Here is a 26,187-nt window from a genome sequence, read left to right as displayed (position 1 = left end):
GGCTCCGCGCGCCGCGGTGGCGCCACGCACGCCCGGGTCCTAGCGTGGGGGAGTGCGAAGAGCCCGAACACCCGCCCTGCTGACAGGTGTCCTCGCGTTGGCGGCCGCTCTCGCGGCGTGCGCACCGGTCCCGCAGCCCGTCGAGACGCGCCTCCCGCCCGGCATGTCGGCATCCGCCCCCGCCCCGACCGTGTCGGTGCCCTCGCCCTCGGTCGTCACCCTCTCGCCGGCACCGTCGACGAGCGTCGCGCCTGGCCCCACGACCGCGCCCTCGGCACCCAGCGACGACCCCGGTGCCCTCTCGTGCGGTGACGGCGGCTCGCAGAGCGTGTCGGGCGCCGAACAGACAGTGCGGATCGTCGGCACCTGCTCCGAGCTGGACGTCTCGGGCTCGGCGCTCACCGTCGACGCGTCGGGCGCCACGGTGCAGACCCTGCGCATCTCGGGCGATCGCGCGCGGGTGACCGTCGCATCCGTCGACTCGCTCGTGGTGCAGGGGAACGACGGTTCCGTCACCTCCGCCGGAGCGATCGGCAGCGCCGACCTCAGCGGCGACCGGACGACCGTGCAGTCGGGCGGGACGATCTCGTCGGTCACGGTGCGCGGTCAGGACAACGTCGTCCGCGCAGACGGCGGAGTCGGCTCCACCACGGTCGAGGGGCGCGGCAACCAGGTCGGGTGACGGCATCCGCCCGCCCTCCGCGGTCAACAGCAGGGCAGGAGGACCGCACGCGGCACTCCTCCGAGCAGGCGCAGCGGATTGACGTAGACGCCGTCGAGGCGCACGCCGAAATGCACCTCGCCGCGGCTCGTGTGCCCGCCCGTCGACACGACCCCCACGGGGGCTCCCCGCGCGACGGCATCGCCCACCGCGAGCTCCGTCGCGACCGGTTCGAGCGTCGTCACCAGCCCGTCGCCGTGGTCGATCGTGACCACCGCGCGCCCGGCGACCTCGCCCGCGAACGCGATCCGGCCGTCAGCGGGGGAGCGCACGCTACCCGACGCCGTCAGGTCGAGGCCGCGATGACCCGGGCCGTACGCGTGCGCGGGAGCCTCGAAGGGGCGGACGACCTGTACCGGGTCGGTCGGCCAGGCCCATCCCTTCGTCGCGAGGGCATCCCGCGGACCGGCCGCCCCGCAGACCAGGACGATCGCGGCGAGCACGACCAGAGCGCGGGCGAGACGGAGCCGAACGGGAGACATGCCGGCAGTCTCACCGCCTTCGTGAGGCCGCGCGGGCTCCATCGCCGCCTCGGTGCACGCGCGCGGCGGAAGGCGCTGTGGGGAGGAGGCGTCCTGTATGCTGGGGCGTGCATCTCGCATGTCGGGATGACTCCGCGTGCCCACAGCGCATCGCGTCGCCCTCACGGGTAGCGCACCGCGCGGCATCCACACCCCATGGTCCACCGCTTCGGCGGTCGGCGGGTGTGCGCCGGGCACCAGGCTCGTCAGACGGACCGTCTGACGCGAACAACCACAACCACGGCGCGAAAGCGCCCAGAAACAGGAGTACGACCATGGCCGTCGTCACCATCCGCCAGCTGCTCGACAGCGGCGTTCACTTCGGACACCAGACCCGCCGGTGGAACCCGAAGGTCAAGCGCTTCATCCTCACCGAGCGCAGCGGCATCCACATCATCGACCTGCAGCAGTCGCTCGGGTACATCGACAAGGCGTACGAGTTCGTCAAGGAGACCGTCGCGCACGGCGGCACCATCCTCTTCGTCGGCACCAAGAAGCAGGCGCAGGAAGTCCTCGCCGAGCAGGCGACCCGCGTGGGCCAGCCCTACGTCAACCAGCGCTGGCTCGGTGGCCTCCTCACCAACTTCCAGACGGTGTCGAAGCGCCTCGCCCGCATGAAGGAGCTCGAGGAGCTCGACTACGAGAACCCGGCTGAGAGCGGCTTCACCAAGAAGGAGCTCCTGCTCAAGAAGCGCGAGCTCGACAAGCTGCACAAGTCGCTCGGTGGTATCCGCAACCTGCAGAAGACCCCCTCGGCCATCTGGGTCGTCGACGCCAAGCGCGAGCACCTCGCGGTCGACGAGGCCAAGAAGCTCGGTATCCCCGTCATCGGCATCCTCGACACGAACGCCGACCCCGACGAGTTCCAGTACCCGATCCCGGGCAACGACGACGCGATCCGCTCGGTGAGCCTGCTCACGCGCATCATCGCCGACGCCGCCGCCGAGGGCCTCATCCAGCGTCACCAGCCCGCCGGCGAAGAAGAGGCCGCTGAGCCCCTCGCCGAGTGGGAGCGCGAGCTGCTCGAGACCCCCGCCGAGTCGACCGAGGCGCCCGCCGCCGAGTCGACCGACGAGGCTCCTGCCGCTGAGGCGACCGACGAGGCCCCCGCCGCCGAGTCGACCGAGGTTCCGGCCGCCGACGCCGAGGCCACCGACGGCAAGTAAGCCGCGAGGCACTCCGTTCGCCTCCGCGTGAACGGTGCGCCACCCGCACAGGCTACGATCCGGCGGGGTCGTGACAGCCCCCTCTTCGGAGGGCGGCGACACGGCCCCGCCGGGCTCACATACAGAACGCAAACGACAAGGAGACGCCACACCATGGCAAACTTCACGATCGCCGACATCAAGGCGCTGCGCGAGCAGCTCGGCACGGGCATGGTCGACACCAAGAAGGCGCTCGAAGAGGCTGACGGCGACGTCGAGAAGGCCGTCGAGATCCTGCGCCTCAAGGGTGCCAAGGGCAACGCCAAGCGTGCCGACCGTTCGACCAGCGAGGGCCTCGTCGCCGCGCGCGAGAACAACGGCTCGGTCACCCTGCTCGAGCTCGCCTGCGAGACCGACTTCGTCGCCAAGAACGAGCGCTTCATCGCTCTGGCCGACAAGGTCGTCGACGCGGCCGCCGCCGTCGGTGCCGACTCTGTCGAGGCCGCCCTGGCCGCCGACGTCGACGGCAAGACCGTCGAGCAGCTCATCTCGGACGAGGCCGCGATCATCGGCGAGAAGGTCGAGCTCCGTCGCGTGCGCACCATCTCGGGCGACAAGTTCGAGGTCTACCTGCACAAGACCAGCAAGGACCTGCCCCCGCAGGTCGGCGTGGTGCTCGCCTACACCGGTGACGACGCCGAGACCGCTCGCTCGATCGCGCAGCACATCTCGTTCGCGAACCCCTCGTACCTCACCCGCGACGCCGTGCCCGAGGCCGACGTCGACAAGGAGCGCGAGATCGTCACCGAGATCTCCCGCAACGAGGGCAAGCCCGAGGCCGCCCTGCCGAAGATCGTCGAAGGCCGCGTCAACGCGTTCTTCAAGCAGGTCGCCCTGCTCGACCAGGACTACGCGAAGGACAACAAGCTGTCCGTCGCCAAGGTCGCGTCCGACGCCGGTCTCACGCTGACCGACTTCGCGCGCTTCAAGGTCGGCGCGTAACCCCGAGACAGGCTCACGGCCCGTCAGAAGGCCCGGGATGCCACGGCATCCCGGGCCTTTTCCCTGCCCGCGCTCCGTCGGTGACCCGCCGTATCGGTCGCGACGGGCAGGGGGATAGTTTGTTCAAGACGAGAGGACACATCACGTGATGGATGCAGCCACCAAGCGCCGCCGAGTACTGCTGAAGCTGTCGGGGGAGGCGTTCGGCGGAGGCCAGTTGGGCGTGAACCCCGACGTCGTCAGCCAGATCGCCCGAGAGATCGCCGAGGCGACGGATCGCGTCGAGATCGCGATCGTCGTGGGCGGAGGCAACTTCTTCCGCGGAGCCGAGCTCAGCCAGCGCGGCATGGACCGCGGGCGCGCCGACTACATGGGAATGCTGGGCACGGTCATGAACGCCCTCGCCCTGCAGGACTTCCTCGAGCAGGCCGGCGCCGCCACGCGCGTGCAGTCGGCCATCTCGATGACCCAGGTCGCCGAGCCCTACATTCCGCGCCGCGCGATGCGCCACCTCGAGAAGGGCCGCGTCGTGATCTTCGGCGCCGGCGCGGGTCTGCCCTACTTCTCCACCGACACCGTGGCCGCCCAGCGCGCGCTCGAGATCGGCGCGACCGAGGTGCTCGTGGCGAAGAACGGTGTGGACGGCGTCTACACCGCCGACCCGCGCACCGACCCCTCGGCCACCAAGCTCGACCACGTGACCTACGGAGACGCCCTGCAGAAGGGCCTCAAGGTCGTCGACTCGACCGCGTTCAGCCTCTGCATGGACAACGGAATGGACATGCGGGTGTTCGGCATGGAGCCGGCCGGTAACGTCACCCAGGCGCTGCTCGGCGAGACGATGGGCACCCTCGTCACCGCGTGACGCGCCGCGCGCGGGCCCGGGGAGCCGGGCCCGCGCGCGACTAGACTGAGAAGCCAGTTCCAACGAATGGAGTCACCGTGATCGCCGATGTCCTCGCCGAAGCCGGAGCGCGCATGGATCGCGCCGTCGAGGCCGCCAAGGAGGACTTCGCGACCGTCCGCACCGGACGCGCGAACCCCCAGATGTTCCAGAAGGTCTTGGTCGACTACTACGGCTCGCCGACCCCGCTGGCGCAGCTCGCGTCGCTGAACAACCCCGAGGCTCGCACCCTCGTCATCAACCCCTACGACAAGTCCGCGTTGAAGGCCATCGAACAGGCCATCCGCGACATGCCGAACCTCGGGGTGAACCCCACGAACGACGGCACCATCGTGCGCGTCACCATGCCCGAGCTCACCCAGGACCGCCGCAAGGAGTACGTCAAGATCGTGCGAGGCAAGGGCGAAGACGCCAAGGTGCAGGTGCGCAACCTCCGCCGCAAGGCCAAGGACGACCTCGACGCCCTCAAGAGCGACGTCGGCGAAGACGAACTCGTCCGCGCCGAGAAGGAGCTCGACACCGTCACGCGCACCCACGTCGACCAGATCGACGAGGCTCTCAAGCGCAAAGAGGCCGAGCTGCTCGAGGTCTGACCCCCATGCCCGACGCCCCTGAGATTGGCGACACCGGACCCCTCGACAAGCGCGGGACCCGTCGTGCCGAGTCGGCTCGGCGTGCGCCGGTCACGGGCGAGAACGCCACCGCCATCGAAGCGCAGCTGCGCGCGATGCGCACCGACGCGGAGCGCAACATCGCCCACGCCCGTGCGGAGTTCGATCAGGCCAACGAGCGTCTGAAGCAGCGCACCGGCCGCGACCTCATCGTCGCGACGCTCATCGGTGTCGCGATCGGCGTGATCGTCGTCGCTTCGCTGATCTTCGTGAAGTGGCTGTTCGTGCTGTTCGCGGCGACCGCGATGGTGTTGGGCGTGCTGGAGTTCTCCCGCGCCCTGCAGGTCGCCGGACGCAAGGTCGACGTCGTCCCGCAGCTCGCGATGGGTTTCCTGCTGCTGCTCAGCGGGTTCTTCCTCGGGCCGTGGGTGCACTGGATCGCCCTGCTGGTGGCCATCGCGGTCGTCATCGTCTGGCGTCTCACCGCCCAGATGTTCGCCGACGACGGGCGCGCGCACATCGAGGTCATCGGCGACGTGCTCGTCGCGTCGTTCGTGCAGCTCTACGTGCCGTTCCTCACCTCGCTCGCGACGATCCTGCTCGCGCAGCCGCGCGGAGAATGGTGGGTGCTGGCGTTCCTCATCCTCGCAGTGGCCGCCGACACCGGCGCCTACGTCTCGGGCCTGACGTTCGGCCGGGGCGGACGGCATCCGATGGCCCCTCGCATCAGCCCGAAGAAGACCTGGGAAGGCTTCGCGGGCGCGTGTGCTGCGGCTCTCATCGCCGGTGCGCTGCTCGCGGTGTTCATGTTGCAGGTGCCGTGGTGGGCCGGGTTGATCTTCGGCGCCGTGGTTCTCGCGACAGCGACGGTGGGCGATCTCGGGGAGTCGATGGTCAAGCGCGACCTCGGCATCAAAGACATGAGCTCGTGGCTGCCCGGCCACGGCGGGGTGCTCGACCGTCTCGACTCGATCCTGCCGTCGGCCACGGCCGCCTTGGCCCTGTACTACCTGCTCGCCCCGTTGGGAGTGTCATGAGCGATACCCCGATCCACGACCGTGCGGCCGCGACGCCCTTCCCCACCGTGACCGGGCGGGCGCAGGGCTACGAGAAGCGCGCCGTCGACGCCTTCCTCGCCAAGGCCCGCGAGGCCTTCGAGCAGGACGAGACCGGAACTCTCCGCTCCTCCGAGATCCGCGCCGTCGCCTTCCCCCTCGTGAAGGGCGGGTACGCCGTGCACGCCGTCGATGCGGCCCTCGGTCGCGTCGAAGACGCCTTCGCCGCGCGGGAGCGGGAGCACGCGTTGTCGCGCTTGGGCGCGCGCGCCTGGGTCGCCGAGACCCGCGACACGGCGCAGGTGGTGCTCGACAGGTTGCAGCGCCCGCGCGGTGAACGCTTCGAGCGCGTCGGCTGGATGCACTTCGGGTACCGCGTCGACGAGGTCGACGTCGTCGCCGATCGCGTGGCCCGCTATCTTGCCGCGGGTGATCCCGTGACGGCGGAGCAGGTGCGCGCCGTCGCGTTCCGTCTGCAGCGCGGGGGATACCGCGAGACCCAGGTCGACGCCGTGCTCGACGCCGTCGTCGAAGTCATGCTCGCTGTCGGATGAGCCGCGCGGATGGCAGCCGCCGCAATGCGTCGGTAGAATCGGCGTCACTGTGACTTCTGGTTCGGAACTCTCGCGCGCATCGTCTCGCCGCGTCGCCCGTCGGGGCGGCTCGGCCGGTGACGTCGTGCCGCCGGCCCTCCCGCGGCGCACCGCCCCGCGGTGGTCGCGTCGTCGCGGCGTCGTCGGTGTGTTCGGCGCCTGCGCCGCGGTGCTGTTCGCCGCTGCGTACGTCGGCCCGATGGGCGCCGCTCTGCAGCCCGCCCAGGCCGAGGGACCCAAGACGGTCACTCTGTACGCCCAGGGTCTCGACGACGTGCAGTCGGTGTCGACCACGGGCGAGAAGCAAGCCCCGTCTCTCGAGCGCTCCAGCTACAACGTGTACGTGAAGCCGAAGCCGACGCCGACCCCCACACCGACGTCGTCGGGCTCGAAGAAGTCGGGTTCCGGCTCGTCCTCGGGCGGGGGCGGCCCGGTGAAGTACAGCGGCGGCGGCGCTCCCGCCGACTGGATGGCCGCGGCCGGCATCTCCGAGGCCGACATGGGCTACGTCGACTACATCGTGAGCCGCGAGAGCGGGTGGAACCCCAACGCGACCAACCGTTCCTCGGGCGCATGCGGTCTCGTGCAGGCGCTGCCCTGCAGCAAGGTGCCAGGGAACGGCTACGACCCGGTCGACAACCTCCGCTGGGGCACGGGCTACGCCGTGGGCCGCTACGGCAGCTGGGCGAAAGCGTACGCCTTCTGGACCAGCAACCACTGGTGGTGAGCGGCGCCCATGCCCCGCTCCCGTAAGCGGCGTCCCGATCCGGGCCGCGGCGACGAGTCGCTCGATCGCCTCATCGCCGGCTGGAAGCGCACCGAGGTCAAGCGTGGCGTCGAGTGGACCGTCCAACCGATCTCGGCCCCGCAGGCGCAGAAGGAGTACCTCTGCCCCGGGTGCGGACGCACCGTGACCGTCGGAACGGCTCACCTCGTCGTCTGGCGTGCCGACGGTGTGCTCGGCGACGCCGCCGACCTCGCCGCACGCAGACATTGGCACACGCACTGTTGGAGGATCGCCTGATGGAGATTCGCGGACCCGTCCTTCTCCCCGCTCGACGCGAGGACATCGAACTGCGCACGGTCGACGAGCTCACCCTCGTCGGTGAACTCACCCTGCCCGCGGACCGCGACCCGGTCGCGACGCTGGTGACCCTGCATCCGCTCCCCACGGCCGGCGGCTTCATGGACTCGCACATCCTGCGCAAGGCGGCGGGCCGTCTGCCGGCCCTGGCCGATCTGGCGGTCCTGCGGTTCAACACCCGCGGCACGACCTCGCCGCGCGGGACGAGCGAGGGCTCGTTCGACGGAGGCGCGGCCGAGTGCTTCGACGTGGCCGCCGCGGTCGACTTCGCGCGCGAGCGAGGGCTCCCGCGACCCTGGCTCGTCGGCTGGTCGTTCGGCACCGAGCTCGCGCTGAAGTACGGCCGCGATCACGACATCGAGGGCGTCATCCTGCTCTCGCCGCCCCTGCACCGCACCACGGCCGACGAGGTGGCGGCGTGGGCGGGCGATGCGCGGCGCATGGTCGTGCTCGTTCCGGAGTTCGACGACTACCTGCGGCCGGACGAGGCCCGCGAGCGCTTCGCATCGGTTCCGGATGCCACGCTCATCGCGGTCGAGGGCGGAAAGCACCTGTGGGTCGGTGAGACCCAGACGCGACGCGTCCTCACCGAGATCGTCGCCGCGGTGAACCCCGACGCGCTCCCTCTGCCGGTCGAGTGGGACGGCCCGCTCGCCGACTGAGACGGCGGCTCAGCGCTCGTTCTGCCGCGGGATGATGACCTCGCGGTAGATGATCAGCACGCTCGCGGCGACCGGGATCGCGATGAGCGCGCCGAGAAGGTTGAGCAGCGCGCCACCGGCGAGGGCGGCGATGACGACGACCGAACCGGGCACCGAGACCGCACGGTTCATGATGCGCGGCGAGATCACGTACGCCTCGATCTGCATGTAGATGAGGTAGTAGATCAGCGCGATCAGCGCCAGACTCGGCGACCCGAGCCCCGGCAGCAGACACGTCAGCACGATGATCGTCGAGCCGGTCAGGGTGCCCACCAGCGGGATGAGCGAGAAGAAGAACGCCACCACGGCCAGCACCGCGGGGAAGGGGGCTCCGATGATCGACAGGAAGATCGCACTGAGCACGCCGTTGATCACACCGAGGCTGACCTGCCCCATGACGTAGTAGCCCACGGAGTCGGTGATCTTCTCGGCCAGTTCGATGAACCGAGCGCGCTTCGACGCGGGGACGAGCTGGTAGACGGCCGACTTCAGCGAGGGGGTGGATGCCGTGAAGTAGATCGTGAGGATGAGCACGATGAACGCGCCGCCCAGGCCCGCGGCGACCGCGCCGGCGCCCGTGAGCAGGCTGTTTCCGACGATTGTGGAGATCGATCCGACATCGAGGGTCGAGAGCCACTGCTGCACGCTGGCCCAGACGTCGTCGATCTTGAGCCAGGGGAGGGTCTGCGACACCCACGTCTGCACGTTCAGAACGATCTCGTTCCACGCCCCGGGCTGCAGCAACTGTTCGATCTGCCCGACGAGCTGAGCGATCTGGCCGACGATGATCGGCACGACCATGAAGACGATCCCGGTGAAGACGCCGAGCACCCCGAGGATCGTCACCAGGACGGCGGCCCAGCGGGGGAGTCCGCGGCGCTCGAGGAACGACACCAGCGGATCGAGTCCGAGCGAGAGGAACAGGGCCGTGCCGACGTAGAGCAGGATCGTCGACAGGCTCTGCACACTGCCGATGACGAGCAGGCCGACGCCGACGCCGAGCGTCGCGAGCAACGCGACCCGGAACGGGTTGTGGATCTTCATGGGAACGGCTCCCGCCTCAGCCGGGCGGTCGTGCCCGTGTGGTCAGGATACTGAGCACGGCGCCTTCGGAGCGTACGACGGGCCTCGCCGAGAACTTTCAGACGCCCTCGGATAGTCTGAAACGTCGATTCTTCGGTGGCGTCCGAGCCACCGGTGGGGATGGTGTGAAGCGTGAGATTCGTCTGGGCCGTGGTGGCGTTCGTCATCGCCGCCGCCATGATCGGTGCGGGCATCGCCCAGCGCACGGTTTTCCAGGGTCCGTCGGAGGCGTCGGCGAACGTGCAGACCGACGGGAGCGAGGCCTACACGCTCATCGACGGCTCGGTTCTGACGAGCGTCCCCGGCGCGCAGACCCTGCGTGTCGAGGGCGACGGCGAGGTCTTCGCCTCGTACGGCCGCACCGCCGACATGAAGGCGTGGCTGGCCGATGTGCCGTACACCGCGGTGACCGTCGACGGTGAGGGCACGGTGCAGACCGCGACGGTCGAGCCGACGGTGACGCCCGCGTCCGACGCCGCCGCCGGACGCAGTCCCGTCGACTCCGACCTGTGGCTCGACGAGTACGAGCAGACCGGGTCGCTCTCCACGACGCTGCAGCTGCCCTCCGACATGAGCGTGCTCGTGGCATCCGACGGCACCGCTCCCGCCCCTTCGAACATCAGCGTGACCTGGCCCATCGACAACTCGACCCCGTGGGCCGGCCCCCTCATCGTCGGCGGCGGCGTCGTGCTGTTCATCGGCGTCGTGCTGTACGTGCTCGGCATTCTGCACGTCCGCCGTCGTCGTCGCCCGCGCCGCAAGGGTCTGCCGCTGCCGGTCACCGAGCCCATCTCGACCGTCGACGCGGATGCCGAGGCCAAGGGCGTGGTCAGCCGATCGCGCCGCGGCGGCGCCCGCCGTGCCCTGATCGCCGTGCCCGCGCTCGGAGTCTCGGTGGCGCTGATGGCGGGGTGCTCGGCCGACGCCTGGCCCCAGCTGGCCGCAACGGAGACGCCGAGCCCGTCGCCCACGGTGATCGTTCCCGAGGGGCAGTTCCCGCCGGCCGTGACCGAGGCGCAGGCTCAGCGCATCGTCTCGCGCGTGTCGAGCACGGTCGCCGAAGCCGACGCCGCCCTCGATGCGAACGCGGCGAGCCAGCGCCTGGCCGGTCCCGCTCTCGCCGAGCGTCAGACCAACTACACGCTGCGCGCCGCGCTGAGCGATCGCCCCGCCCTTCCGGCGATCCCGGCGGAGCCCGTGCAGATCGTGCTGCCGCAGACCACTGCCGCCTGGCCGCGCACCGTGATGACGGTGGTGGAGTCGGCGGATGCCGCGACGCCCACCACGACCATCATGATGCTGACGCAGGACTCGCCCTGGGACGAGTACAAGGCGTCGTACGTCGGCAACCTCGAAGCCTCGACCAACCTCCCCGAGCTCGCCGCCCCGTACGTGGGCGCGACCCAGGTGCCGCCGGACTCGTCGTTCCTCGTGCTCGCTCCGGACAAGGTCGCCGCGGCCTACGCCGACATCATCAACAACGGTGACAAGAGCGCGTCGTACACCACGTTCGACACCGCCAACGACCTGCTGCTCAGCGCGATCCAGGCGAACAAGACGCAGCGCACCGACGAGCTCAATCAGACCGGTGCCGGCACCGCGCAGATCAGCTTCTCGGCCTCCGCGGGTCCGGCGACGCCGATCGCCCTCGCCACGCTCGACACCGGTGCGATCGTCGCCGTCAACGTGTACGAGAGCGACACGGCCAAGCCCACCAACCCCGACGCCGTGATCAAGCTCGACAACAACCCCGCGGTCAAGGCTCTGACCGGCGTCGACCAGTCGGCGACCGGCTTCACCACGACCTACTCCGATCAGGTGTTCTTCTACGTGCCCAGCCAGGGCTCCGATGATCAGATCCGCCTGCTCGGTTACCGTTCCAGCCTCCTCGAAGCGAAGGTGTCCCCGTGAGCACTCCCGCCCCCGGTTCCGTCATGCGCGGTGCCGTCGACCTCTCGTCGCTGCGCAACCGCCCGCAGCCTCCCGCTGCGCCCGCCGCCGGAGCCCCGGCCGCACCGGCGCCCGCGGGGGGAGCGAGCCCGCTCGTGTTCGACGTCACCGACGCGTCGTTCGGTGAGGTGCTCGAGCTCTCGCGCACCGTGCCGGTCGTCATCGACCTCTGGGCCGAGTGGTGCGGTCCCTGCAAGCAGCTGAGCCCCGTGCTCGAGAAGGTCGTCATCGAACTCGGCGGCCGCCTGGTGCTCGCCAAGGTCGACGTCGACGCCAACCCGCAGTTGGCGCAGGGCTTCCGTGCGCAGTCGATTCCGATGGTGCTGGCCCTCGTCGCCGGTCAGCCCGTTCCGCTGTTCACCGGTGCGGTACCCGAGCAGCAGGTGCGCGACGTGTTCGCCCAACTGCTGCAGCTGGCCGCGCAGCACGGCGTGACCGGAACGGTGCCCGTCGACGGCGTCACCGACGACGTCGCGCCCGAGGAGCCGCCGCTGCCCCCGCTGCACGCCGAGGCCTTCGCCGCGATCGAGGAGGGCGACTACGCCCGCGCGATCACCGCGTACGAGAAGGCCCTCGCCGAGAACCCGCGCGACGCCGACGCCCGCGCCGGCCTCGGCCAGGTGCGCCTGCTCGATCGGGTGCAGGGCGCTGACCTGCAGGCCGCGCGCGACGCGGCGGCCGCGGAGCCGACCGGTCTCGACGCGCAGTTCCTCGTGGCCGACCTCGATGTGGTCGGCGGTCATGTCGACGACGCGTTCGGTCGTCTGCTCGACCTCTTCCAGGCGCTGCCGGCCGACGACCGCGCTCCGGTGCGCGAGCGCCTGCTCGAGCTGTTCGGTCTCGTCGGTGACGACGACGCGCGCGTCATCCGGGCCCGCGCCCGTCTGGCGTCGCTGCTGTTCTGATCGCGAGACGCCGTCGGCCCCGTCCCTCCTTCGAGGGGCGGGGCCGTTTGCTTCGGCCGCCTGCGGGCATGCGAAGGCCCCGACCCGCAGAAGCGGATCGGGGCCTTCACGCGATGGGTTATCAGCTGCCGGCGCGGTGGTGCAACCAGAGCACACCCAGCGGCGGGATGGTCAGCGTGGCGCTGCCCCGCGCGTCGGTCACGACAGCGCCCAGGTTGCCCTGACCCGAACCGCCGAAGGCCTCCGCGTCGCTGTTGAGCACCTCGGTCCAGGTTCCGGCCTCGGGCAGGTCGAGCGGGAAGTCGCCGAGCGGCACTCCCGAGAAGTTACACACGACCGCGACCGTGTTGCCGTGGTGGTCGCGGCGCGCGAACGCGAGCACGTTGGGGTTCCACGCGGGCGCGCCCAGACGGGAGAACGCTGCTCCGTCGTGGTCGCGCGACCACAGCGGAGCCTGGTCCTTGTACACGCGGTTGAGCTCGGCGACGAAGTCGTGCAGCTGCGCGTGCGAGGGCTGGTCGAGCATCCACCAGTCGATGCTGCGCGACTCCGACCACTCGGACATCTGGCCGAACTCCTGGCCCATGAACAGCAGCTGCTTGCCAGGGTGGCCCCACATGTAGGCGAGGAAGGCCCGCATGTTGGCGAGCTTCTGCCAGTGGTCACCGGGCATGCGGCCGAAGAGACTGCCCTTGCCGTGTACGACCTCGTCGTGGCTGATCGGCAGGATGAAGTTCTCGCTGAAGGCGTAGACGAACGAGAACGACAGCTCACCCTCGTGGTGCGAGCGATACATCGGATCGCGCCCGATGTACTGCAGCGAGTCGTTCATCCAGCCCATGTTCCACTTGAAGCCGAAGCCGAGGCCCGCGGCGGAGGTGGGGGCGGTGACGCCGGGGAAGCTGGTCGATTCTTCGGCGATCAGCGCGATGCCGGGGTAGCGCTTGTACGAGGTGGCGTTGACCTCCTGCAGGAAGCGGATCGCCTCGAGGTTCTCGCGGCCGCCGAACTGGTTGGGCGCCCACTCGCCGTCGTTGCGGGAGTAATCGAGGTAGAGCATGGAGGCCACGGCATCCACGCGCAGACCGTCGACGTGGAACTCCTCGAACCAGTACAGCGCGTTCGCGACGAGGAAGTTGCGCACCTCGTTGCGGCCGTAGTCGAAGATGAGCGTGCCCCAGTCCTTGTGCTCGCCTCGGCGGGGGTCGGGGTGCTCGTAGAGGGGCTCGCCGTCGAAACGAGCGAGGGCGAAGTCGTCCTTCGGGAAGTGGCCGGGAACCCAGTCCATGATCACGCCGATGCCGGCCTGGTGGAGCCGGTCGATCAGGTAGCGCAGGTCGTCGGGGTCGCCGAAGCGGCTCGTGGGGGCGTAGTAGCCCGACACCTGATAGCCCCACGATCCGCCGAACGGGTGCTCGGACAAGGGCAGGAACTCGACGTGGGTGAACCCCTGCGCGCCGACGTAGTCGATGATCTCGTCGGCCGCGTCGCGGTACGACAGGCCCTGCTTCCACGACCCGAGGTGCAGCTCGTAGATCGACATCGGTCGGTCGATCGGCGCGGTGCGCGAGCGCTCCTCGATCCATTCGTCGTCCGCCCAGGCGTACGTCGAATCGGTCACGACGGATGCCGTGGCGGGAGGAACCTCCGCCAGACGCGCCATCGGGTCGGCCTTCTCGATCCACTGTCCGCCGCGCGTGAGGATCTCGAACTTGTACCGGGTGCCGACGCCGACACCCGGGACGAACAGCTCCCAGACGCCGCTGCCGCCCATCGAGCGCATCGCGTGGCCGGTGCCGTCCCAGCCGTTGAAGTCGCCGATCACGCGGAGGGCCCGTGCGTCGGGCGCCCAGACGGTGAACGCGGTGCCGCTCGAGCCGTCGAGTGCGCGCGGGTGGGCGCCGAGCACGCGCCACAGCTCCTCGTGTCGCCCCTCGGTGATCAGGTGCAGGTCGAGTTCGCCGATCGAGGGGGCGTGACGATAGCCGTCGTCGGCGACGTGCTCGCTTCCGTCGTACGACGCGCGCACCGTGTAGGCGCCGGGATGGGCGTCGACGGTGGCCTCCCAGACGCCGCCGCGCACATGCGCGAGCGGCACGGTCGAGCCGTCGGCGAGGACCGCGTCGACGTCGTGCGCCAGCGGGCGGCGGGAGCGGATGACCCACCCGTCGCTGCTCTCGTGCACGCCCAGCACGCTGTGCGGGTCGTGGTGCGCGCCGTGGGCCACGGCGTCGAGGATCTCGGGGGGAAGGGTGCTCATCGGTTCTCCTTGACGTGCAGGATGTGCACGGGCTCGGCGAAGGCGTCGAGACGCACGAAGTTGTGGTCGGCCCAGGTCCAGACCTGGCCGGTCACGAGGTCTTCGACGTCGTACGACGTTCCGGGCTCGATCCCGAACACGGTGGTGTCGAGGTGCACCGTCGTCTCGCGCGCGGAGTGCGGGTCGACGTTGGCCACGACGATGATCGTGTCGGTCTCACCCGTGGGGGAGAGGGCGGCATCGAGGTGCTTGGAGTAGACGAGGATGGCCTCGTCGTCACTCCAGTGGATGTCGAGGTTGCGCAGTTGACGCAGCGCCGGGTGCGCGCGTCGGGCGGCGTTGAGCATGCGCAGGTAGGGGGCGAGCGAGTCGCCCGCGGCCTCGGCCGCCTCCCAGTCGCGGAACTTGTACTCGTACTTCTCGTTGTCGATGTTCTCTTCCGACCCCGGTCGGGCGACGTTCTCGAACAGCTCGTAGCCCGCGTACACGCCGTAGGTGGGCGCGGCCGTCGCCGCGATCGCGGCGCGGATCTTGTAGCCGGGGCGCCCGCCGAACTGCAGGTACTCGGTGAGGATGTCGGGCGTATTGACGAACAGGTTCGGACGCAGGAAGTCGGCGGTGTCGTGCGCGAGACCGCCCAGGAACTCCTCGAGTTCTTCCTTCGTGTTGCGCCACGTGAAGTAGGTGTAGCTCTGCTGGAACCCGGCCATCGCGAGACCCTGCAGGGGAGCGGGGCGCGTGAAGGCCTCGGCGAGGAAGACCGCGCCGGGCTCTTCGGCGCTGACGGTGGCGATGAGCCACTCCCAGAACTGCAGGGGCTTGGTGTGAGGGTTGTCGACGCGGAAGATCGTGACGCCCTGCGCGATCCAGTGCCGCACGACCCGCAGGACCTCGGCGCGGATGCCCTCGGGGTCGTTGTCGAAGTTGACCGGGTAGATGTCCTGGTACTTCTTCGGCGGGTTCTCGGCGAACGCGATCGAGCCGTCGGGAAGGGTCGTGAACCACTCCGGGTGCTCGGCGACCCAGGGGTGGTCGGGTGAGGCCTGCAGCGCCAGGTCGAGCGCGACCTCGATGCCGTTGTCGCGCGCGGCGGCGACGAACGCACGGAAGTCGTCGAGCGTGCCGAGATCGGGGTGCACGGTGTCGTGTCCGCCCGCTGCGCCGCCGATGGCCCACGGCGAACCGGGGTCTCCGGGCTCGGTGACCAGGGTGTTGTTGGGGCCCTTGCGGTTGGTCTGGCCGATCGGGTGGATCGGGGGCAGGTACAGCACGTCGAAGCCCATGCCGGCGACCCCGGGCAGGCGTTCGGCCGCGGTGCGGAACGTGCCGCTGATGACGCTGCCGTCGTCGGCGCGGCGTGCCCCCTCGGAGCGGGGGAAGAACTCGTACCAGGCGCCGACTCCGGCGCGCTCGCGCTCGACGAGGAGCTCGGCGTCTTTGCCCACCGAGACGAGGCCCATCATCGGGCGCGCGTCGAACAGCGCGGCGATGGCGGGGTCGCGCACGATCTGCAGCGCGGTGTCGTCGTGCACGTCGGGGTCGCGCAGCGAGCGCGCCGCGTCGTACAGCAGGTCTTTGTCGCTGCCGGGTCGCTTCTTCTCGCCGCGCGCGCGGTCGAAGAGCTGGGCGCCCATCTCGCGCATGAGCGCGGAGTCGACACCCGCGGCGATCTTGAGATCGGCGGCGTGCTCCCACGTGGCGAAGTCGTCGGCGAACGACTCGAAGCGGAAGCGCCAGACGCCCTGTTCGAGGGGCGCGACGAGGGTCGACCACCGGTCGAATCCGTCGTTGAGCGGGCTCAGCCGGTGCAGCGACTCGTCGCCGGACGGCGAGAACAGCCGCACCTGCACGCCGATGCGGTCGTGGCCTTCGCGGAAGGCGGTGACGGTGAAGGGCACCGCCTCGCCGACGTAGGAGGAGGGGCGGAAACGCCCCCCGGGAACGCTGGGGTGCGGCAGCGCCATCGGGATGCGCGGTGTGACCACGCTGCGCGTGGTCGGCGTCGGCTTGACCGGACGCACCGGGATCGAGGCGGCGCTGCGCCAGGGCAGCTCGGGCGAAGGCATCGTCGTGGTGGCCACGGTCCGAACCTATCGCGGGCCGCCGACATCGCCGTACGGTTTGCTCCGGCCTTGACAGCGGGCCCGGTTCAGTCGACGCGGAACAGCAGCATCGATGCCCCCGTCACGGGGACCACGTCGCCGGGGGCGTAGCGCTCCGCGGTCTCGACCGGCGTCTCATCGGCGCTCGACCACAGCGGGACGTACACCGCGCCGTCGATGTCGGGGAGCGTGATCTCGGTATCGGCCTCGATGCCGTGCACGACGAGCAGCACCCGGTTGGGCTCCTCGTCTTGGGGGGTCGAGGTGGCGAGATACTGCAGAGTGCGGTGCGCCGGGTCGTTCCAGCGCTCGCTCGACATCGTCTCGCCCCGCTCGTCGAACCACGCCATCACCGACGCCGAGGGGATCACTTCGCCGAGGCGCGCGAACCGCTGGGGGCGCAGCGCCGGGTTGTCGCGGCGCAGGCGCAGCAGCCGTTGGGTGTGCGCGAACAGGTGCTCCTGCCACGGAGCGAGGTTCCACGACAGCCAGGTGAGGGCGGAGTCGTGGCAGTAGGCGTTGTTGTTGCCGCGCTGCGTGCGGCCCATCTCGTCGCCCGCCGTGATCATTGGGACCCCCGCCGACAGCAGCAGCGTGCCGAGCAGGTTGCGCATGGCCTTGCGGCGGGTGGCGAGCACGCGTTCGTCGGTGGTGCTCCCCTCGGCGCCGTGGTTGAACGAGCGGTTGGTGTCGGCGCCATCGCGGTTCTGCTCGCCGTTGCCGAGGTTGTGCTTGACGTCGTACGACACGAGGTCGCGCAGGGTGAACCCGTCGTGCGCGGTGACGAAGTTGACGCTCGCGAGTGGCCCGCGCTCTTCGCTGAACGTGTTCGACGACCCCGCCAGGCGCGTGGCGAAGCCGCCCACGCCGACGGGGGCGGTGTCGGCGCGGCGCGCGTAGTCGATGTCGCTGAGCCAGAAGTTGCGCACGCGGTCGCGGTAGCGGTCGTTCCACTCCAGCCAGCCTTCGCCGAAGTTGCCGGTCTGCCAGCCGCCCATGCCGACGTCCCACGGCTCGGCGATGAGCTTCGCGTCCGCCAGCGACGGATCGTCGCGGATCGCGGTCAGAAGCGGATGTGCCGGATCGAACGAGTGGCGGGCGTCGCGCCCCAGCGTGACGGCGAGGTCGAAGCGGAACCCGTCGACCTGCACCTCGTCGCTCCAGTACCGCAACGAGTCCAGAACGAGGCGCGCAGCGGCATCCGTCGACGTGTTCACCGCGTTGCCGCATCCGGTCTCGTCGATGTAGACGCCCTCGTCGGTCTGGCGGTAGTACGCGCGGTTGTCGATGCCGCGCAGGCTCGTGCGCGGGCCGCCGATGCCCTCCTCGGCGGTGTGGTTGTAGACGACGTCGAGCAGCACCTCGAGCCCGGCCTCGTGCAGGAGCTTCACCATGCCCTTGAACTCGCGCAGCACCGCCTCGGGCCCCTCGGCGCGGCTCGCGGCGGTCGCGTACGGCGCGTGCGGGGTGAAGAAGTTGAGCGAGTTGTAACCCCAGTAGTTCGCGAGTCCCAGCTGCAGCAGGCGCGGCTCGGTCGCGAACGCGTGCACCGGCAGCAGCTCGACGCTGGTGACGCCGAGCGAGAGCAGGTGGTCGATCATCGCGGGGTGCGCGAGGCCGGCGTAGGTGCCGTGCAGGGCCGGGGGGATGAACGGATGCCGCTTGGTCAGGCCTTTGACGTGGCCCTCGTAGATGACCGTGCGGTCGAGGGGGATCCGCGGCTTCTGCGACGAGCCCCAGTCGAACGAGCCGTCGAGGACCACCGAGCGCCAGTCGCCGTAGCTGCCCGAGACGAGACCGCGCGAGTAGGGCTCGACGAGCAGCGACTGCGGGTTGAAGGTGTGCCCGGGCCCGTGCGGGCCGCCCACGCGGATGGCGTACCGCGCGCCGGGACGCAGGAGGGCGGAGGACGCCTCGAACACGCCCGCGCCGACGGGGGTCATGGTGATGGTCTCGGTCGCCCAGTCGAGGTCGACCTCGTCGAAGATCAGCAGCTGCATGGCATCCGCCGCTCCCGACCAGACGCGGAGCGTGCCGCCGTCGGGACCCAGGCGCACGCCCAGGTCGTCGAGGGTCGGGCTCAGCAGCCCGGGGCGGGCGGAGGCGCGGGCGGGCAGGGCAGTCTCGGGTCGGACCATGCGTCATAGGCTAGTCACCGCGGCAGGCGAAACCGGGAGGGCGTGGATGCGGGTATACCTCGATCACGCGGCGACGACCCCGCTGCGGCCGGAGGCGCGCGATGCGTGGCTCGCGGCGCACGAGGTGCTCGGCAATCCGTCGTCGATCCACGGCGCGGGGCAGCAGGCCCGCCGCCTGCTCGAGGACGCCCGCGAGAGCCTGGCCGGGGTGCTCGGTTGCCAGCCGATCGAGGTCGTCTTCACCTCGGGCGGGACCGAGGCCGCCAACCTCGCGCTGAAGGGGCTGTGGTGGTCGCGGGCCGAGGGTCAAGACGCGGTGGTGCTGCCCGACGGAGAGCATCACGCGACCCTCGACGTGGTGCAGTGGCTCGCGTCAGCCGAGGGAGCGACGGTTCGACCCGTCTCGCTCGACGACGGTGGGCGGATCAGGCCCGAGGTTTTCGCAGAAGCCCTTCCCGGAGCGGCGCTGGCGACGGCGCTCGTGGCCAACAACGAGGTCGGAACGATCCAGGATGCCGCGGGCCTGGCCTCGGCGGCCGCTGCGGCGGGAGTCCCGCTGCACCTCGACGCGGTGTCGGCCCTCGGCCAGATCCCCGTGGACTTCGCGGCGTGGCGCGGCGCCGGGTCCGCGGCATCCGGACTCGTGACCATGTCGGTGTCGGCCCACAAGGTCGGCGGACCCGTGGGCGTCGGTGCGGCCGTGGTGTCGCGACACGCCCGCCTCACTCCTCTCGTCCACGGCGGCGGACAGCAGCGGAGCCTGCGCGCGGGGACCCAGGACGTCGCGGGGGCGGCCGCCTTCGCCGCGGCGGCCACCGTCGCCGAGATCGAGCGCGAGGCCGAATCCGAGCGTCTGCGCGGGCTGCGCGATCGCCTGATCGCCGGAATCCGCGCGGGCGTCCCGGCAGCACGGCTGCTCGGCGACCCGACGGATCGCCTGCCCGGCAACGCGCACGTGCTGTTCCCGGATGCCGCGGGCGAAACCCTGCTGTTCCTGCTCGACATGCACGGCTTCGCCGTCTCCACCGGGTCGGCGTGCCAGGCCGGGGTCGCCGAGCCGTCGCACGTCGTGCTCGCGCTCGGTCTCGACGAGCGCGCGGCGCGGTCGGTGCTGCGTTTCACCCTCGGGCGCACCTCGACCGCCGAAGATGTCGACGCTCTCCTCGCCCGCCTGCCCGAGGTGTACGCCCGGGCCGTGGCATCCGGAGCCCCATCCGGCGCCCGTTCAGACCGGGCTTCGTAGACTGGCTGCATGCGAGTTCTTGCGGCGATGAGCGGTGGAGTCGACTCCGCGGTGGCTGCGGCCCGCGCGGTCGAGGCGGGTCACGACGTGGTCGGCGTGCATCTGGCGCTCTCGCGCGCCGGAGGCACGCTCCGGGCCGGCAGCCGCGGCTGCTGCACGATCGAAGACGCGATGGACGCCCGCCGCGCCGCCGACAAGCTCGGCATGCCCTTCTACGTGTGGGACTTCTCGGAGCGCTTCCGCGACGACGTGATCGACGACTTCGTGTCGGAATACCGCGCCGGTCGCACACCCAACCCCTGCATGCGCTGCAACGAGAAGATCAAGTTCGCCGCCCTCCTCGAGCGCGCCGTCGAGCTCGGCTTCGACGCCGTGTGCACGGGCCACTACGCCACGCTCGTCGACACGCCCGAGGGACGCGAGCTGCACCGCGCCTCCGACAACGCCAAAGATCAGTCGTACGTGCTGGGAGTGCTCACCGCCGAGCAGCTCGCGCACACGTACTTCCCGCTCGGCTCCACCCCCTCGAAGGCGCTCGTGCGCGCCGAGGCGGAGGAGCGCGGACTCTCGGTCGCGCAGAAGCCCGACAGCCACGACATCTGCTTCATCCCCGACGGCGACACGCGCGGCTGGCTCGCCGACAAGGTGGGCGCGGAGCGCGGCGAGATCCTCGACCGCACCGGAGCCGTGGTGGGCACGCACGAGGGTGCGCACGCCTTCACCGTGGGGCAGCGCCGCGGCCTGCAGCTCGGCGTGCCCGCCGCCGACGGCAAGCCCCGCTTCGTGCTCGAGGTGCGCCCGATCAACAACACCGTCGTGGTCGGGCCGAAGGAGGCGCTCGCGTGCGCCGAGATCGCGGGGGAGCGCTTCACCTGGGCAGGTCGGGTTCCGGATGCCGACTCCTTCGCGTGCGACGTGCAGATCCGCGCCCACGCCGACCCGGTGCCGGCGTTCGCATCGATGTCCGACGGTCTGCTGACGGTGCGTCCCGCAACGCCGTTCGACGGTGTCGCGCCCGGACAGACCGCCGTGCTCTACGACGGGACGCGCGTGATGGGTCAGTTCACGATCGACCGCACGGTGTCGGCGGTTCCGGTCGAGGTCTGAGTCGGCCGCAGCCGGGGCGACGAGAGGAGTCTCGGGGAAAGTCGGGCGCTGACGCGTTCTGTGCCCTTCTCTTCCCCGAATCGCCTCCGCTCAGCCGCACCTCGTGATCGTCGTGCGACGCGGCGGGCAAGGCCCGGGGCGATGTCGTACCCCCTCCCTAAGCTGGAGACGTGACCGAGCACGATCAGCTTCCCGACCTGACCCTCGACCAGGCACGCGCCGAGGCGGGCGATCTGTCGCAGCGCATCCTGGGCGCCCGCGACGCCTATTACGGGCGCGACGCCGAGCTGGTCGACGACGCCACCTACGACGGGTGGATGCACCGCCTCGAGGCGATCGAGCGGCTGTATCCCGAGCTGCAGGGGCAAGACAGCCCGACCCAGTCGGTGGGTGCCGCCGAGGCGACCGAGCTGGCGACGATCGAGCACGCCGAGCGCATGCTGAGCCTCGACAACGTCTTCTCGCCCGATGAACTGCGCGACTGGGCGGTCAAGGCCGAGGCCTCCGCGGGTCGACCCGTGCACTGGCTCAGCGAGCTGAAGATCGACGGGTTGGCCATCAACCTGCGGTACGAGAACGGGGTGCTGACCTCGGCCGCCACCCGCGGCGACGGGCGGGTCGGCGAGATCGTGACCGACAACGCGCTGCGGGTCGCGGGCATCCCGCGCGAGCTGACCGGAGAGGGCCACCCCGCTCTGGTCGAGGTGCGCGGCGAGGTCTTCATCCCGGTCGCGAAGTTCGAGAACCTCAACCGGCTCCAAGGCGAGTTCCGCGAGCGTGCGGTCGCCGAGGCGCGCGAGCGGGCGTCGAGCCGTCGCGGCGGCCGGGTCTTCGACGAGGAGAAGGCCGAGATCGCCGCCGCCCGTCGGTTCCCGGCCTTCGCCAACCCCCGCAACGCCGCAAGCGGAGGCCTTCGTCAGCAGATCGACAAGAAGTCGGGCCTCGAGCTCGAGGCCGGACTCGCGCGCATCGACTCGCTCGCGCTCTACGTCCACGGCATCGGTGCCTGGCCCGATCCTCCCGTGGCCGCCCAGAGCGAGATCTACGCCTTGCTGGCGTCGTGGGGGCTGCCCACCTCGCCGTACTTCCGCGTCGAAGACTCGATCGACGGCGTGCTGTCGTTCGTCGCCCACCACGGCGAGCACCGCCACGACGTCGAGCACGAGATCGACGGAGTCGTGGTCAAGATCGACGAACTCGCCCTGCACGACGAACTCGGCGCGACCAGCCGCGCTCCGCGGTGGGCGATCGCCTACAAGTACCCGCCCGAGCAGGTCAACACGAAGCTGCTCGACATCGTCGTCTCGGTCGGGCGCACGGGCCGCGCCACGCCGTTCGCCGTGATGGAGCCCGCGCGCGTGGCCGGGAGCGTCGTGCGCCAGGCAACCCTGCACAACCAAGACGTCGTGAAGGTCAAGGGCGTGCTGATCGGCGACACCGTCGTACTCCGCAAGGCGGGCGACGTCATTCCCGAGGTGCTCGGGCCCGTCGTCGAGCTGCGCGACGGCAGTGAACGCGCCTTCGTCATGCCCACGGACTGCCCCGAGTGCGGCACGCCGCTGCGACCGGCGAAAGAAGGCGACATCGACCTGCGCTGCCCCAACGCCCGGTCGTGCCCCGCGCAGGTGCGCGGTCGGGTCGAGCACATCGGCTCGCGCGGCGCGCTCGACATCGAGGCCCTCGGCGAGGTGACGGCAGCGGCGCTGACGCAGCCCGAGGTTCCCGAACGTCCCCCGCTCGACACCGAGGCGGGGCTGTTCGACCTCACGGTCGACGAGCTCGTGCCCATCGAGGTCGTGGTGCGTGACTCCGAGACCGGAGAACGCAAGGTCGATCCCGACTCGGGCGAACCGGTGCGCCGCGCCCCCTTCCAGAAGCTCGGCGCCGCGACCTACCCCCCGGGCAGCGAAGACCTCGACCCGGCGGAGCGGCGCCGACGCGGCATCCGCAAATCCCACCGCGAGGTGCTGCCGTCGGAGCAGGCGATCAAGCTCGTCGCCGAGCTCGAGAAGGCCAAGACCAAAGACCTGTGGCGCCTGCTCGTCTCGTTGAATATCCGCCACGTCGGTCCGGTGGCCGCGCGGGCGCTCGCGCAGTGGTTCGGCTCGCTCGACGCGATCCGGGCGGCCTCGCGCGAAGAGCTCGCCGCAGTCGAGGGCGTGGGCGGCATCATCGCAGACGCCGTCATCGACTGGTTCGAGGTCGACTGGCACCGCGACATCGTCGAGCGATGGACCGCGGCGGGCGTGCGGTTCTCCATCCCCGGTCACCCCGGGCCCGGGGCGGCGGCAGCGGCCGGGGGAGTCCTCGCCGGACTCACCGTGGTGGCGACCGGATCGCTCGACGGCTACACCCGCGAGGGAGCGCAGGAGGCCATCATCTCCGCCGGCGGCAAGGCGGCCTCGAGCGTGTCGAAGAAGACCGACTTCGTCGCGGCGGGTCCGGGTGCCGGCTCGAAGCTCGCGAAGGCTGAGGAGCTGGGTCTGCGCATCCTCGACGCCGCGCAGTTCCGCATCCTGGTGGAGCAGGGGCCGGCGGCGCTCGACGGTGGTGCGCCAGGTTCCGACGCCGGAGCGGCCGACCACGCAACGGAAACCGACGGGACCGCGACGGCCGACGCGCCGTGACGACCGACGGCGGCGGGGCCACCGACGAACCGGCCCGCGGCGACTCACAGCCCGGAACAGAGAACGAGGGCGGGACAGGAGATCGCTCTCCTGCCTCGCCCTCGGTGTCGTCAGCTGGTCAGCCGGCGCACACCGTCGCCGCGTCGGTGAAGCTCTCCTGCAGAGCGGTCACCTGGTCGCTGAGGCCGCTCGCCGTGTTGGGATCGGCGATGAGGCCGTCGAGGAACGTGGCGTACTCGTTGAGCGCGCCGCTCGCCTTCTGGGCCGCCGGGGCGACCTCTTCGTTGGTGATCCCGCCGAACTCGGTGTCGACCTGCGTCGCGAGCTCGCGGAACTGCGTCAGCGTGGCCTGCGGGTCGGACGTGTCGATCGAGCTTCCGGCCTGGCTGACCGCCTGGAACTGCTCCTGCACGATCTGGCAGGCATCGGCCTTCGACTGGTCGCCGGCGGGAGCGGGAGCGCTCGACGCCTGTGCCGACGAGCTGGCCTCGCTCGTTCCGGCGGTGTCGTTGGTGTCGGCCTCGTTGGCGTTCGAGTCGCCGCCACCCGAGCACCCGGTCAGCAGCAGCAACGCCGATGCGGCGACGAGCGCGAAAGACGTACGCGTTTTGATCATGTGATTCCCCCAAGGTCACTTCCGGGCGCGAGTCAGTCCGGAATGGCCCCACCGTAGTGACATCCGTCGGCCCCCCGCCATTCGACCCCTGCCCCTTGCGTCAGGGGAGGGATTCGGTGCAGGGCGTCGGCTCAGTCGCTCAGCAGCTGATCGCGCACCTGCCGCCGGAGGACCTTCCCGATCAACGAGCGCGGCAATTCGTCGACCACGATGACACGCTTCGGCACCTTGTAGGGCGTCAGGATGCCGCGGGCGAATGCCCGCACGGCCTCGGCGTCGAACTCGCCCGGCGTCGTCGGCACGACCGCGGCCACGACCTCTTCGCCCGAGTGCTCATCCGGGAGGCCGACCACGGCCACCTCGGCGACCGAGGGATGCTGGCGCAGCACGTTCTCGACCTCGGTCGGCGCGACGTTGAAGCCGCCCGTGATGATCAGCTCTTTGATGCGGTCCACGATGCGCACGAAACCGGCGTCGTCGATCGTGACGATGTCTCCGGTGCGGAACCAGCCGTCGACGAACACCGACGCGGTTTCTTCGGGCTTGCCGTAGTACCCCGAGAACACCTGCGGCCCGCGCACCACCAGTTCGCCGCGTTCCACATCGGTCGTGGGATCGTCGGGGTCGACCACGCGGCACTCGGTCCCCGGCAGGGGCAGGCCCACGGTTCCCGCGACGCGGTTGTCGGCGACGGGGTTGGCCATGAGCACGGGGGAGCACTCGCTCAGCCCGTAGCCCTCGACCAGGTAGCCGCCGGTGGCCTCCTCGAAGGGCACGACGAGATCGTGCGGCAGGGCCATCGCACCCGAGATGGCGACGTCGGTGCCCGCGAGCGACACGCCCTGCGCCGTGGCCGCCGCCAACAGGCGTTCGGCGATGGGCGGCACGAGCGGGAGGAACGTCGCCGGGTGCTTCTTGGTGACCGCCAGCACGAGGTCGGGGTCGAACTTGGGGAAGAGCACGAGACGCGCGCCCATCGACATCGCGAACGTCAGGCACAGGGTCAGCCCGTACGCGTGGAACATCGGCAGCACGGCGTAGACGACGCAGCCCTCGCCGCGCACGATCGAAGGCACCCAGGCGCGCGCCTGCGCCGCGTTCGCCAGCAGGTTGGCATGCGTGAGCATCGCACCCTTGGGTGTGCCGGTCGTGCCGCTCGTGTACTGGATGATCGCGAGGTCATCGGCGGCCGGGCGGGGGTGGCTCTCGGGCAGGGGAGCGTGGCGCACCAGGTCGGACCACTCGACGGCGTTCTTCGTCTTCTCGGTCAGCGCTGCGCGCGCCTCGCGGGCCTTCGCCACCGGCAGGCGCAGGGCGAGACGCGTGCGCAGAGGCATGGCCGTGGTCACGTCGACTGAGACGAGCGTGTCGACGCGCAGATCGGCGGGGAACTCCTGCACGGTGGCGACGACCTTGCTCCACACGATCGCGTGCTTCGCGCCGTGGTCCTCGAACTGCTTGCGCAGCTCCCGCGGGGTGTAGAGCGGGTTGTGCTCGACGACCACGGCGCCCAAACGCAGCACCGCGTAGAAGGCCACGATGTGCTGCGGGCAGTTGGGCAGCACGATGGCCACCGGGTCGCCCGCCTCCACGCCGCGTTCCTTCAGCGCGGCCGCGACGCGCACGATGTCGGCCGACATCTCGGCATACGTCGTCTCACGGCCGAAGAACTGCAGGGCGGGGGCGTCGGGGTAGTCGCGCACCGACGCGTCGACGATGTCGACGAGCGATCCGCTCTGGGGTTCCAGGTCTTCGGGGACTCCCGGTGCATAACTCGAGGTCCAGGGCCGCGGGGGATCGAAGCTCGTCACCCCGTCAG

Annotated in this window: 22 protein-coding genes; 15 read left to right on the top strand and 7 right to left on the bottom strand. The window is 70.5% G+C overall.

Annotation, left to right across the window (positions count from 1 at the left end; genetic code table 11):
- The first annotated feature begins 52 nt into the window (after positions 1–52).
- The gene (locus LPW41_RS10240) at positions 53–682 is read left to right on the top strand and encodes a hypothetical protein (protein ID WP_230704741.1); all 630 of its coding nucleotides are present in this window, start codon (positions 53–55) and stop codon (positions 680–682) included.
- 23 nt (positions 683–705) lie between these two features.
- On the opposite strand, the gene LPW41_RS10235 is transcribed toward LPW41_RS10240, so the two are convergent.
- Positions 706–1,203 (bottom strand): murein hydrolase activator EnvC, encoded by a 498-nt coding sequence (locus LPW41_RS10235; RefSeq protein WP_230704740.1) that lies wholly within the window; start codon positions 1,201–1,203, stop codon positions 706–708.
- Between the two features lie 314 nt (positions 1,204–1,517).
- Here LPW41_RS10235 and rpsB point away from each other — a divergent pair, with 314 nt between their 5' ends.
- From rpsB to LPW41_RS10190, 9 genes are all read left to right on the top strand, one after another.
- Positions 1,518–2,408 (top strand): 30S ribosomal protein S2, encoded by an 891-nt coding sequence (gene rpsB, locus LPW41_RS10230; RefSeq protein WP_230704739.1) that lies wholly within the window; start codon positions 1,518–1,520, stop codon positions 2,406–2,408.
- A gap of 153 nt (positions 2,409–2,561) precedes the next feature.
- Positions 2,562–3,389: a translation elongation factor Ts gene (gene tsf / locus LPW41_RS10225; protein ID WP_144834952.1), complete on the top strand. Its 828-nt coding sequence runs from the start codon at positions 2,562–2,564 to the stop codon at positions 3,387–3,389.
- A 148-nt stretch (positions 3,390–3,537) separates the two neighbouring features.
- Complete coding sequence (gene pyrH / locus LPW41_RS10220) at positions 3,538–4,254, top strand: UMP kinase (RefSeq protein WP_186325582.1); 717 nt, start codon at positions 3,538–3,540, stop codon at positions 4,252–4,254.
- Positions 4,255–4,331: 77 nt separating this feature from the next.
- The gene (gene frr / locus LPW41_RS10215) at positions 4,332–4,886 is read left to right on the top strand and encodes a ribosome recycling factor (protein WP_144834956.1); all 555 of its coding nucleotides are present in this window, start codon (positions 4,332–4,334) and stop codon (positions 4,884–4,886) included.
- Positions 4,887–4,891: 5 nt separating this feature from the next.
- Positions 4,892–5,941 carry a phosphatidate cytidylyltransferase gene (locus LPW41_RS10210; RefSeq protein WP_144834958.1) on the top strand — a complete coding sequence of 350 codons (1,050 nt, stop codon included), beginning with the start codon at positions 4,892–4,894 and terminating at the stop codon, positions 5,939–5,941.
- Complete coding sequence (locus LPW41_RS10205) at positions 5,938–6,513, top strand: DivIVA domain-containing protein (RefSeq protein ID WP_144834960.1); 576 nt, start codon at positions 5,938–5,940, stop codon at positions 6,511–6,513. Before LPW41_RS10210 ends, LPW41_RS10205 begins: the two co-directional genes overlap by 4 nt.
- A gap of 49 nt (positions 6,514–6,562) precedes the next feature.
- A complete protein-coding gene (locus LPW41_RS10200; protein WP_308071713.1) occupies positions 6,563–7,279 on the top strand; it encodes a transglycosylase SLT domain-containing protein in 717 nt (238 codons plus the stop codon).
- Positions 7,280–7,288: 9 nt separating this feature from the next.
- Positions 7,289–7,576 carry a hypothetical protein gene (locus LPW41_RS10195; protein ID WP_230704738.1) on the top strand — a complete coding sequence of 96 codons (288 nt, stop codon included), beginning with the start codon at positions 7,289–7,291 and terminating at the stop codon, positions 7,574–7,576.
- Positions 7,576–8,298 carry an alpha/beta hydrolase gene (locus tag LPW41_RS10190; protein WP_230704737.1) on the top strand — a complete coding sequence of 241 codons (723 nt, stop codon included), beginning with the start codon at positions 7,576–7,578 and terminating at the stop codon, positions 8,296–8,298. Before LPW41_RS10195 ends, LPW41_RS10190 begins: the two co-directional genes overlap by 1 nt.
- 9 nt (positions 8,299–8,307) lie before the next feature.
- Here the strand turns inward: LPW41_RS10190 and LPW41_RS10185 are convergent, their stop codons facing one another.
- On the bottom strand, positions 8,308–9,381 hold the full coding sequence (locus tag LPW41_RS10185; RefSeq protein WP_144834966.1) for an AI-2E family transporter: 1,074 nt from the start codon (positions 9,379–9,381) through the stop codon (positions 8,308–8,310).
- A 171-nt stretch (positions 9,382–9,552) separates the two neighbouring features.
- On the opposite strand from LPW41_RS10185, the gene LPW41_RS10180 reads away from it, so the two are divergent.
- Both LPW41_RS10180 and LPW41_RS10175 read left to right on the top strand, forming a co-directional pair.
- Entirely contained in the window at positions 9,553–11,331 is a 1,779-nt protein-coding gene (locus LPW41_RS10180) for a glycosyl transferase (protein WP_230704736.1), read from the top strand.
- Complete coding sequence (locus LPW41_RS10175) at positions 11,328–12,275, top strand: tetratricopeptide repeat protein (protein ID WP_154096524.1); 948 nt, start codon at positions 11,328–11,330, stop codon at positions 12,273–12,275. The genes LPW41_RS10180 and LPW41_RS10175 overlap by 4 nt, the downstream gene beginning before the upstream one ends.
- 121 nt (positions 12,276–12,396) lie before the next feature.
- Here LPW41_RS10175 and glgB read toward each other — a convergent pair whose 3' ends face one another.
- The 3 genes from glgB to glgX all read right to left on the bottom strand — a co-directional run bounded on the left by glgB (position 12,397) and on the right by glgX (position 18,775).
- The gene (glgB, locus tag LPW41_RS10170) at positions 12,397–14,535 is read right to left on the bottom strand and encodes a 1,4-alpha-glucan branching protein GlgB (protein WP_230704735.1); all 2,139 of its coding nucleotides are present in this window, start codon (positions 14,533–14,535) and stop codon (positions 12,397–12,399) included.
- On the bottom strand, positions 14,532–16,499 hold the full coding sequence (locus LPW41_RS10165; protein ID WP_230704934.1) for an alpha-1,4-glucan--maltose-1-phosphate maltosyltransferase: 1,968 nt from the start codon (positions 16,497–16,499) through the stop codon (positions 14,532–14,534). The genes glgB and LPW41_RS10165 overlap by 4 nt, the downstream gene beginning before the upstream one ends.
- A 185-nt stretch (positions 16,500–16,684) precedes the next feature.
- Complete coding sequence (glgX, locus tag LPW41_RS10160; RefSeq protein WP_230704734.1) at positions 16,685–18,775, bottom strand: glycogen debranching protein GlgX; 2,091 nt, start codon at positions 18,773–18,775, stop codon at positions 16,685–16,687.
- Positions 18,776–18,821: 46 nt separating this feature from the next.
- Between glgX and LPW41_RS10155 the strand changes: the two genes are divergently transcribed.
- The 3 genes from LPW41_RS10155 to ligA all read left to right on the top strand — a co-directional run bounded on the left by LPW41_RS10155 (position 18,822) and on the right by ligA (position 23,752).
- Entirely contained in the window at positions 18,822–20,018 is a 1,197-nt protein-coding gene (locus LPW41_RS10155) for a cysteine desulfurase family protein (protein WP_154096527.1), read from the top strand.
- A gap of 9 nt (positions 20,019–20,027) precedes the next feature.
- Complete coding sequence (gene mnmA, locus LPW41_RS10150; RefSeq protein ID WP_230704733.1) at positions 20,028–21,125, top strand: tRNA 2-thiouridine(34) synthase MnmA; 1,098 nt, start codon at positions 20,028–20,030, stop codon at positions 21,123–21,125.
- 170 nt (positions 21,126–21,295) lie between these two features.
- A complete protein-coding gene (gene ligA, locus LPW41_RS10145) occupies positions 21,296–23,752 on the top strand; it encodes an NAD-dependent DNA ligase LigA (protein WP_230704732.1) in 2,457 nt (818 codons plus the stop codon).
- Between the two features lie 118 nt (positions 23,753–23,870).
- Here the strand turns inward: ligA and LPW41_RS10140 are convergent, their stop codons facing one another.
- On the bottom strand, positions 23,871–24,368 hold the full coding sequence (locus LPW41_RS10140) for a hypothetical protein (RefSeq protein ID WP_230704731.1): 498 nt from the start codon (positions 24,366–24,368) through the stop codon (positions 23,871–23,873).
- A gap of 131 nt (positions 24,369–24,499) precedes the next feature.
- Positions 24,500–26,179, bottom strand: a complete 1,680-nt coding sequence (locus LPW41_RS10135) for a long-chain-fatty-acid--CoA ligase (protein ID WP_230704730.1) — start codon at positions 26,177–26,179, stop codon at positions 24,500–24,502.
- Positions 26,180–26,187: the final 8 nt, after the last annotated feature.

Source organism: Microbacterium sp. JC 701, from assembly GCF_021026215.1.
GTDB lineage: Bacteria > Actinomycetota > Actinomycetes > Actinomycetales > Microbacteriaceae > Microbacterium > Microbacterium algihabitans.
Note: the sequence above shows the minus strand (reverse complement) of the source record. Positions and strands in the feature narration are given on the sequence as shown.

What these genes read in the sequence shown, in the direction of transcription:
- LPW41_RS10235 (WP_230704740.1), bottom strand. Translation starts at nt 1,203, where the DNA reads ATGTCTCCCGTTCGGCTCCGTCTCGCCCGCGCTCTGGTCGTGCTCGCC.
- rpsB (WP_230704739.1), top strand. Translation starts at nt 1,518, where the DNA reads ATGGCCGTCGTCACCATCCGCCAGCTGCTCGACAGCGGCGTTCACTTC.
- tsf (WP_144834952.1), top strand. Translation starts at nt 2,562, where the DNA reads ATGGCAAACTTCACGATCGCCGACATCAAGGCGCTGCGCGAGCAGCTC.
- pyrH (WP_186325582.1), top strand. Translation starts at nt 3,538, where the DNA reads ATGGATGCAGCCACCAAGCGCCGCCGAGTACTGCTGAAGCTGTCGGGG.
- LPW41_RS10210 (WP_144834958.1), top strand. Translation starts at nt 4,892, where the DNA reads ATGCCCGACGCCCCTGAGATTGGCGACACCGGACCCCTCGACAAGCGC.
- LPW41_RS10205 (WP_144834960.1), top strand. Translation starts at nt 5,938, where the DNA reads ATGAGCGATACCCCGATCCACGACCGTGCGGCCGCGACGCCCTTCCCC.
- LPW41_RS10195 (WP_230704738.1), top strand. Translation starts at nt 7,289, where the DNA reads ATGCCCCGCTCCCGTAAGCGGCGTCCCGATCCGGGCCGCGGCGACGAG.
- LPW41_RS10190 (WP_230704737.1), top strand. Translation starts at nt 7,576, where the DNA reads ATGGAGATTCGCGGACCCGTCCTTCTCCCCGCTCGACGCGAGGACATC.
- LPW41_RS10185 (WP_144834966.1), bottom strand. Translation starts at nt 9,381, where the DNA reads ATGAAGATCCACAACCCGTTCCGGGTCGCGTTGCTCGCGACGCTCGGC.
- glgB (WP_230704735.1), bottom strand. Translation starts at nt 14,535, where the DNA reads ATGAGCACCCTTCCCCCCGAGATCCTCGACGCCGTGGCCCACGGCGCG.
- LPW41_RS10165 (WP_230704934.1), bottom strand. Translation starts at nt 16,499, where the DNA reads ATGGCGCTGCCGCACCCCAGCGTTCCCGGGGGGCGTTTCCGCCCCTCC.
- glgX (WP_230704734.1), bottom strand. Translation starts at nt 18,775, where the DNA reads ATGGTCCGACCCGAGACTGCCCTGCCCGCCCGCGCCTCCGCCCGCCCC.
- LPW41_RS10155 (WP_154096527.1), top strand. Translation starts at nt 18,822, where the DNA reads ATGCGGGTATACCTCGATCACGCGGCGACGACCCCGCTGCGGCCGGAG.
- mnmA (WP_230704733.1), top strand. Translation starts at nt 20,028, where the DNA reads ATGCGAGTTCTTGCGGCGATGAGCGGTGGAGTCGACTCCGCGGTGGCT.
- LPW41_RS10140 (WP_230704731.1), bottom strand. Translation starts at nt 24,368, where the DNA reads ATGATCAAAACGCGTACGTCTTTCGCGCTCGTCGCCGCATCGGCGTTG.